Below are 6,728 nucleotides of genomic sequence, written 5' to 3' on the forward strand. Positions count from 1 at the left end.
GTCGTGGCTCTCGGCATCGACGGCCTCGGCACGCAGAAGCAGAACTTCGTCCCCTACAAGGGCTGAGATAAAAAGACGCCGCCATGGCTGCTTGACCCAACCATGGCGGCGTTGCCCACACCGCAAATAATGTCGCTCACAGCTGCCATGGAGGCAGCCAAAGCGGCGGGGACTAGTCTCGGGTCTCGTGTCGTAAAGCCACCAGTCGCCGCAGCGACGTGACATTACGCACAACCGATCCCCCGATAGAGGCCATCCCTCCCCATATCGGCTACCCCCATTTGGGGGACGTCAAGGCAAAGGGTCATCACGACCCCGTCAGCTGACCATAGGTCATGACCGCAGCGGATTGCCCGCGCTGCTCCCCTTGCCTCAACGGAGAAGGCCCCGCTTGGGGCCGGGCCTTTCGCCTTTGCGGACGATATCCGGCTCGATGATCTAAGCTTCGCCGAGCCCGAGCATCAGGCGGATATTCTGGACCGCAGCGCCCGAGGCGCCCTTGCCGAGATTGTCGAGCTTGGCGACGAGCACCGCCTGCCGCAGCTCCTCATTGCCGAAGACCCGCAATTCGAGCTGGTTGGTGTCGTTGAGCGACTCCGCTTCCAGCTTGCCGCCGGCCTCGGCCGGAACCACCTTCACATAGGTCGAGCCGGCATAGCGCGCCGCCAGCGCGTCGTGCAGGTCGGCGACCTTCGGCTTGCCCGGAAGCGTGTCGAGATGCAGCGGTACCGAGACGAGCATGCCCTGGCGGAAATTGCCCACGGACGGCACGAAGATCGGCCGCCGGGTCAGGCGCGCGTATTCCTGCAGCTCCGGCAGGTGCTTGTGCTTGAGCCCCAGCCCGTAGAGCTCGAAGGACGGGGCGACGCCCGCCTCATAGGCTTCGATCATGCTCTTGCCGCCGCCGGAATAGCCGGAAACGGCATTGACCGTCACCGGATGATCCTGCGCGAGCAGGCCCGCATCGACCAGCGGCCGCAGCAGGGCGATGCCGCCGGTGGGGTAGCATCCGGGATTGGAGACGCGGTTGGCATTGGCGATTGCCGCGGCATGGCCGGGGGCGAGTTCGGCAAAGCCGTAGACCCAGCCCGGCGCGACGCGATGGGCAGTCGCGGCATCGACGATCTTGGGAGCGTCCGCGCCGAGTTCGTCGGCGAGCGCCACCGATTCCTTCGCTGCCTCGTCAGGCAGGCAGAGCACGACGAGATCAACCCCGGCCATCATCGCCTTGCGGGCGGCCGGATCCTTGCGCTTGTCGGGATCGATGCTCTTCACGACGACCTCCGGCAGCTCTGCCAGCCGGTCGCGAATGCCAAGGCCGGTGGTGCCGGCTTCGCCGTCGATGAAGATCGATTTCAGATTCTGGCTCATCAGGGCCTCCGAAAGCGCGCTCGCGCTCATTGATAGGTCAGCATCAGGCATAAAAAAACCGCGCTCCGGGCGCGGTTCGCGGACAATTCGGGGTTCAGCCGAGCGTCATCGCGGGCGCGCCGGGGCGGCCTGGTTGGTGCGACGTCGGATCGAGCACATGAACATGACGCTGATATGTGGGAGGGCGCCGCCCCTGTCAATCGGCATGTGACGCGACGTTGCCCTGCGGGGCACGGCAAGCCTCTCGCCCGACGGGGCGAAGGCTTGCGTCATGCCAGATTTGCCAACAGATTGAATCGCTTGGTGCACGCGGCTCGTAAGTCGATTCAGCCCGCTCGCACAGCGATTCAACCGGCCTTCTTCTTCAGCGCCAGCGCCTGGATGTAGTGTTGGGCCACGGCGGCACCGGCGATCGCCGTCGCGTCGGCATGGTCATAGGGCGGGGAGATCTCGACGATGTCCATGCCGCGGAAATCGAGATCGCGGATGGCCCAGACCATGCGCAGTGCCTGCGCCGCAGTAAAGCCGCCGGCAACGGGCGTGCCCGTGCCCGGCGCGAAGGCCGGATCGAGCGCGTCGATATCGAAGGTGAGATAGGCGGGGCCCTGCCCGACGCGCTGCTTGATGCGCTCGACGACGCCATCGACGCCGAGCYCATGGGCTTCATAGGCGCCAAGCACCTGGATGCCGCAATCCCGGGGCGCAACCGTGCGGATGCCGACCTGGATCGAGCGATCGACATCGATCAGCCCCTCGCGCACCGCCTCCAGCATGAACGTGCCATGCGAGACAGCGCCGACGCCATCGTCCCAGGTGTCCTGATGCGCATCGAATTGGACGATCGCCAGCTTGCCATGGCGGGCGACATGGGCGCGCAGCAGCGGCAGGGTGATGAAATGGTCGCCGCCGAGCGTCACCAGATGGGCGCCGGTGGCGATGATCGCGGCGGATTCGCGCTCGATCGCCTTGGCGCAGCCCAGCAGGTCGCTGCGCGGCAGCGAGCAGTCGCCGTAATCCACGGCCGAGAGATGCTCGAACGGGTCGATGCGCGACGGATACTGGGCATCGCCGTCGAAGATCGCACTGACGCGGCGCAACGATTGCGGTCCAAAGCGCGTGCCCGGCCGGTTGGAGACCGCGAGATCGAAGGGCACGCCCCAGATCACCAGATCGCAGCCGGCGACATCCTTGCTGTAGCGGCGGCGCATGAAGGAGAGCGCGCCGGCATAGGTCGGGTCCTGCGCCGGGCCGCGCCGATCGCCGGTGAAGGCGTGGTCGATGGAGGGGGTGTCGACGGGTTCGGTCATGGCAGCAATCCGTGAATGAAGTCAGCGCCTGCCCGTGAGCCAGACATAGAGGCACCAGGGCAGGATCAGGGCGAGGCCGGTCAGGACCAGCCGAAACGTGGTCCAGGCGATGGGGTTCTGCAGGGCGCGGCCATCGAGTTCAGGCACGCCATGGATCAGGCCGAGCGCGAAGGCCGGCGTCAGGAAGATGATCAACGCCCGTCCGACCCGACGCCCGGTCGGCTCCCCCGTCCGCGCAAGCGCGAGCAGCGCGGGAACTGCGATCATTCCGAAAGCAATGAGAACGAGCAGGATGCGCATGGCGGAGGCTGGAACCGGAGACGTGAGCCTGCGGTTTAGCATGGCCGCTGCCCTGATCCAGCCGCGCCGGGCGGCAGTCACAGCCGAATCTGTCGTTCAGGGCCCCGGCGCTATCAGCGCCCGCCCGCCACCCGCAGAACCACGCCTGTCGTATAGGCGGAAGCCTCGGACAGCAGGAACAGCACGGCCTCGGCGATCTCGTCCGGAGACGCCGCCCGCTGCAGGGGAACGAGCGGCGCGATGCGCTCGACCCTGCCCGCTTCGCCCGTCGACAGGGCGTGGATCTCGGTCTCGGTAATGCCGGGCGCAACCGCATTGACGCGGATGCCGGCTGGAGCAAGCTCCTTCGCCAGACCAACCGTCAACGTATCAATCGCTCCCTTGGAGGCGGCGTACCAGACATATTCGCCGGGCGAGCCGAGCGTTGCCGCAGCCGAGGAGATGTTGACGATCGCCCTGCCCTTCCGCTCCGGCTGAGCGAGCAGCGCCCGTGCCGCTTCACGCGCGACCAGCAGCGCGCCGGTGACGTTCACGTCGATGCAGTTGCGAATGACCTCTGCGTCCGCCTCGGCCAGCGGGCCCGACTTACCGGTAATGCCTGCATTGTTGACGACCTGGGCGATGGGCCCGAGCTTCCCCTTCGCCTCGGCGAAGACGCGCAGGATATCCGCCTCACCAGACATGTCGCCCTGGAGTGCAACGGCGCTTGCGCCCGCGGCCTTGCAGGCCGCGACAACCGTTGCGGCCGCGGCCGCGTCGCGCTGGTAGTTGACGGCGACATCATAGCCACGACCGGCCGCCATGACTGAGATGGCGGCGCCGATGCCGCGGCTGCCTCCGGTAACGAGAAGAACGGGACGGGTAGCGCTCATCGGCGGCGACTCCAGCTGGTGCGGAGCTGCAGCCAATACGAAAAGGGCGGCTCTTGCGAGCCGCCCTGTAAGCATAGCCAGACTGCGTGAGCCGGATCAGCGCTTCGAGAACTGGAAGCTGCGGCGGGCCTTGGCCTTACCGAACTTCTTACGCTCGACGACGCGCGAGTCGCGGGTCAGGAAGCCTTCCTTCTTGAGCGGACCGCGCAGTTCCGGCTCGTAGAAGGTCAGGGCCTTGGAGATGCCGTGGCGCACAGCGCCGGCCTGGCCGGAGAGACCGCCGCCCTTGACCGTGACGACGACGTCGTACTGGGTCATGCGGTCGACGATCATCAGCGGCTGCTGCAGGATCAGGCGCAGCACCGGACGAGCGAAGTAGACTTCCTGGTCGCGGGTGTTGACCGTGATCTTGCCGGAGCCCGGCTTGATCCAGACGCGGGCGATGGCGTTCTTGCGCTTGCCGGTGGCATAGGCGCGGCCCTGCGCATCGACCTTCTTGACGTGAACGGGAGCGTCGGGCTGAGCCGTCTTGGCGACCTGGCCGAGCTGCTCGAGAGACTGAAGAACCTCAGCCATGATCAGAGCCTCGCATTCTTGCTGTTGAGCGCGGCGACGTCGAGCGCCTCCGGCGACTGGGCGGCGTGGGGGTGCTCAGCGCCCTTGTAGACGCGCAGGTTGCCCAGGATCTGGCGGAACAGCGGGCCGCGCGGCAGCATGCGCTCGACAGCCTTCTCGACGACGCGCTCAGGGAAGCGGCCTTCGAGCAGGAACTTGGCGGAACGCTCCTTGATACCACCCGGGAAGCCGGTGTGATGGTAGTAGACCTTCTGGTCGCGCTTGCGACCCGTCAGGACCACCTTCTCGGCGTTGATGACGATGATGTTGTCGCCACAGTCGACATGCGGGGTGTAGGCGGCCTTGTGCTTGCCGCGCAGACGCATCGCCACAACGGAGGCGAGACGACCAACGACCAGCCCGGAGGCATCGATCACAACCCACTTCTTCTCGACGTCGGCGGGCTTGAGCGAGACGGTCTTCATCGCGGCACCCTTCGGTTGCTTGAAAAAGGACAAGCCGCCGGAAGGCCGGCGGCGGTGTGGGGCGGTGGATAGGGGCAAGCTGCCGTACTGTCAAGCACCACGATCACGGTCCAAGGCGAAAAATCGCATTGTTTTCAGTGCAATGGCAAAAACGGTATTTAGATACCGCATTCCGTTCCAGCGATCCTGCGAGGTCCGGCAGGATCATCCCTTTCCCTGCGCTTCTCCCGACGCTCCGATTCCCCCACGGAGACGGTTCTGCGGCCAGGACCAGCGCTCGACTCCTAGCGCTCCGACGGAATCGAGTAGGTGCCGGTCGCATGGCAGACCATCTCGCTGTCGCCCTGCGAGAACAGCGCGACCTCTCCGACGGCGAGCCGCTTGCCGAGCTTGAGCAGCCTGGCGTCCGCGATCAGCGCCACCGGCCCCGGCTTGCGCAGGAAATTGTAGTTGAGGCTCGTCGTCACAGCGAGGCCGACCGGGCCGATCTGGCCGAGGATCGCGACATAGAGGGCGAGATCAGCCAGCGCCATCATGGTCGGACCGGAGATCGTGCCCCCCGGGCGCAAATGCCGCTCGTGATAGTCGCAGCGCATGCGCGCCGTCAGCGGGCCGACATCTTCGATGAAATGAGTGCGCCCGCCATAATGGAGTTGCGGGAAGACCTGATCGAGATAGGTCTCCACCTCTGAGATCGTCATGCGGGGTGTCATGTGCGGGAAACCGGATGCCAGCGGGAAACTCCTCCCCTTRCAGCATGACGGTTGGGCTCCGACAATAGCCACGGATGCGAAAGGCCATGCCATGAATGCCCATATCGAGCCCGGCACCGCCCGGGTCCTGCTGCGCGCAGACCAGGACGGCATCGCGACACTGACGCTGAACCGTCCGCAGGCGCGCAATCCGCTTGGCGAAGCGATGCTGGCCGCGTTGAGCGAGGCTTTCGGGGCCATTGCGGCAGACGATACGGTGCGCGCCGTCGTGCTGACGGCCGCCGGCCCGGTCTTCTCGGCCGGTCACGACCTCAAGGAGATGAGCGCGCATCGCGCCGATCCAGACCGTGGCCGCGCCTATTTCACCGATATCCTTGGCCGCTGCTCGGCCATGATGCAGCAAATCACCGCCCTGCCCCAGCCCGTCATTGCAGCGGTGGAAGGCACGGCGACCGCTGCGGGCTGCCAGCTCGTCGCGACCTGCGATCTCGCCGTCGCCGGCGCGCAGGCGCGGTTCTGCACGCCCGGGGTCCATATCGGGCTGTTCTGCTCGACGCCGATGGTGGCGCTCTCGCGCAACCTCGCGGGGAAGCATGCGCTGGAGATGCTGCTGCTGGGCGAGATGGTCCCGGCCGAGGAGGCGGCCCGGATGGGGCTGGTCAACCGGGTCGTTCCGGCGGGCGCAGCGCTTGCGGAGGCCTTGCGACTGGCGGGCGTGATCGCATCGAAATCGACTGCCACGGTGAAGGTCGGCAAGCGCGCCTTCTACCAGCAGCGCGAGATGGGCCTCGCCGCAGCCTATGATCACGCATCGGCGGTCATGGTCGAGAACATGCTCGCCCGCGACGCCGAGGAAGGGATCGGCGCCTTCATGGGGAAACGCCAGCCGGTCTGGAACGGCAACTAGCGGCTCAGGAGCCTCAGTCGGGCCCTCTCCATCAATCCGGAATCAGCGCCGCACGCGGCGACAACCGTGACACGCCGCGTGCAGCTATCCATCAGGCGCCTGTTCACAGGATCGCGGGGAAGTGCTCCGGCATCTCGGTTTGTAGGTGCTCCTTGGTCTCTTCTTCCGGCTGCGGCACGGCTGGCAACTGCAAAACGGTCGCCTTTTGTCCCGTAGAC

General features: G+C 66.2%; 8 protein-coding genes. 1 reads left to right on the forward strand and 7 read right to left on the reverse strand.

Going from position 1 to position 6,728, the window contains the following annotated elements:
* Positions 1–438: 438 nt before the first annotated feature.
* From argC to AC1DRP_RS33785, 7 genes are all read right to left on the reverse strand, one after another.
* The gene (gene argC / locus AC1DRP_RS33755) at positions 439–1,371 is read right to left on the reverse strand and encodes an N-acetyl-gamma-glutamyl-phosphate reductase (protein WP_476770802.1); all 933 of its coding nucleotides are present in this window, start codon (positions 1,369–1,371) and stop codon (positions 439–441) included.
* Positions 1,372–1,718: 347 nt separating this feature from the next.
* Positions 1,719–2,678: an agmatinase gene (speB, locus tag AC1DRP_RS33760; RefSeq protein ID WP_476770803.1), complete on the reverse strand. Its 960-nt coding sequence runs from the start codon at positions 2,676–2,678 to the stop codon at positions 1,719–1,721.
* A 21-nt stretch (positions 2,679–2,699) separates the two neighbouring features.
* Complete coding sequence (locus AC1DRP_RS33765; RefSeq protein WP_476770804.1) at positions 2,700–2,945, reverse strand: hypothetical protein; 246 nt, start codon at positions 2,943–2,945, stop codon at positions 2,700–2,702.
* Between the two features lie 146 nt (positions 2,946–3,091).
* Entirely contained in the window at positions 3,092–3,850 is a 759-nt protein-coding gene (locus AC1DRP_RS33770) for an SDR family oxidoreductase (RefSeq protein WP_476770805.1), read from the reverse strand.
* 96 nt (positions 3,851–3,946) lie between these two features.
* Positions 3,947–4,426, reverse strand: coding sequence for a 30S ribosomal protein S9 (rpsI, locus tag AC1DRP_RS33775; protein ID WP_043232079.1), 480 nt, complete (start codon positions 4,424–4,426; stop codon positions 3,947–3,949).
* Between the two features lie 2 nt (positions 4,427–4,428).
* A complete protein-coding gene (gene rplM, locus AC1DRP_RS33780; protein WP_113516586.1) occupies positions 4,429–4,890 on the reverse strand; it encodes a 50S ribosomal protein L13 in 462 nt (153 codons plus the stop codon).
* Between the two features lie 284 nt (positions 4,891–5,174).
* Positions 5,175–5,591, reverse strand: coding sequence for a PaaI family thioesterase (locus AC1DRP_RS33785; protein ID WP_476770806.1), 417 nt, complete (start codon positions 5,589–5,591; stop codon positions 5,175–5,177).
* Between the two features lie 103 nt (positions 5,592–5,694).
* Between AC1DRP_RS33785 and AC1DRP_RS33790 the strand changes: the two genes are divergently transcribed.
* Positions 5,695–6,510, forward strand: a complete 816-nt coding sequence (locus tag AC1DRP_RS33790) for an enoyl-CoA hydratase (RefSeq protein ID WP_476770807.1) — start codon at positions 5,695–5,697, stop codon at positions 6,508–6,510.
* The last annotated feature ends 218 nt before the right edge of the window (positions 6,511–6,728 follow it).

The organism is Allobosea sp. 01N443, assembly GCF_056399325.1.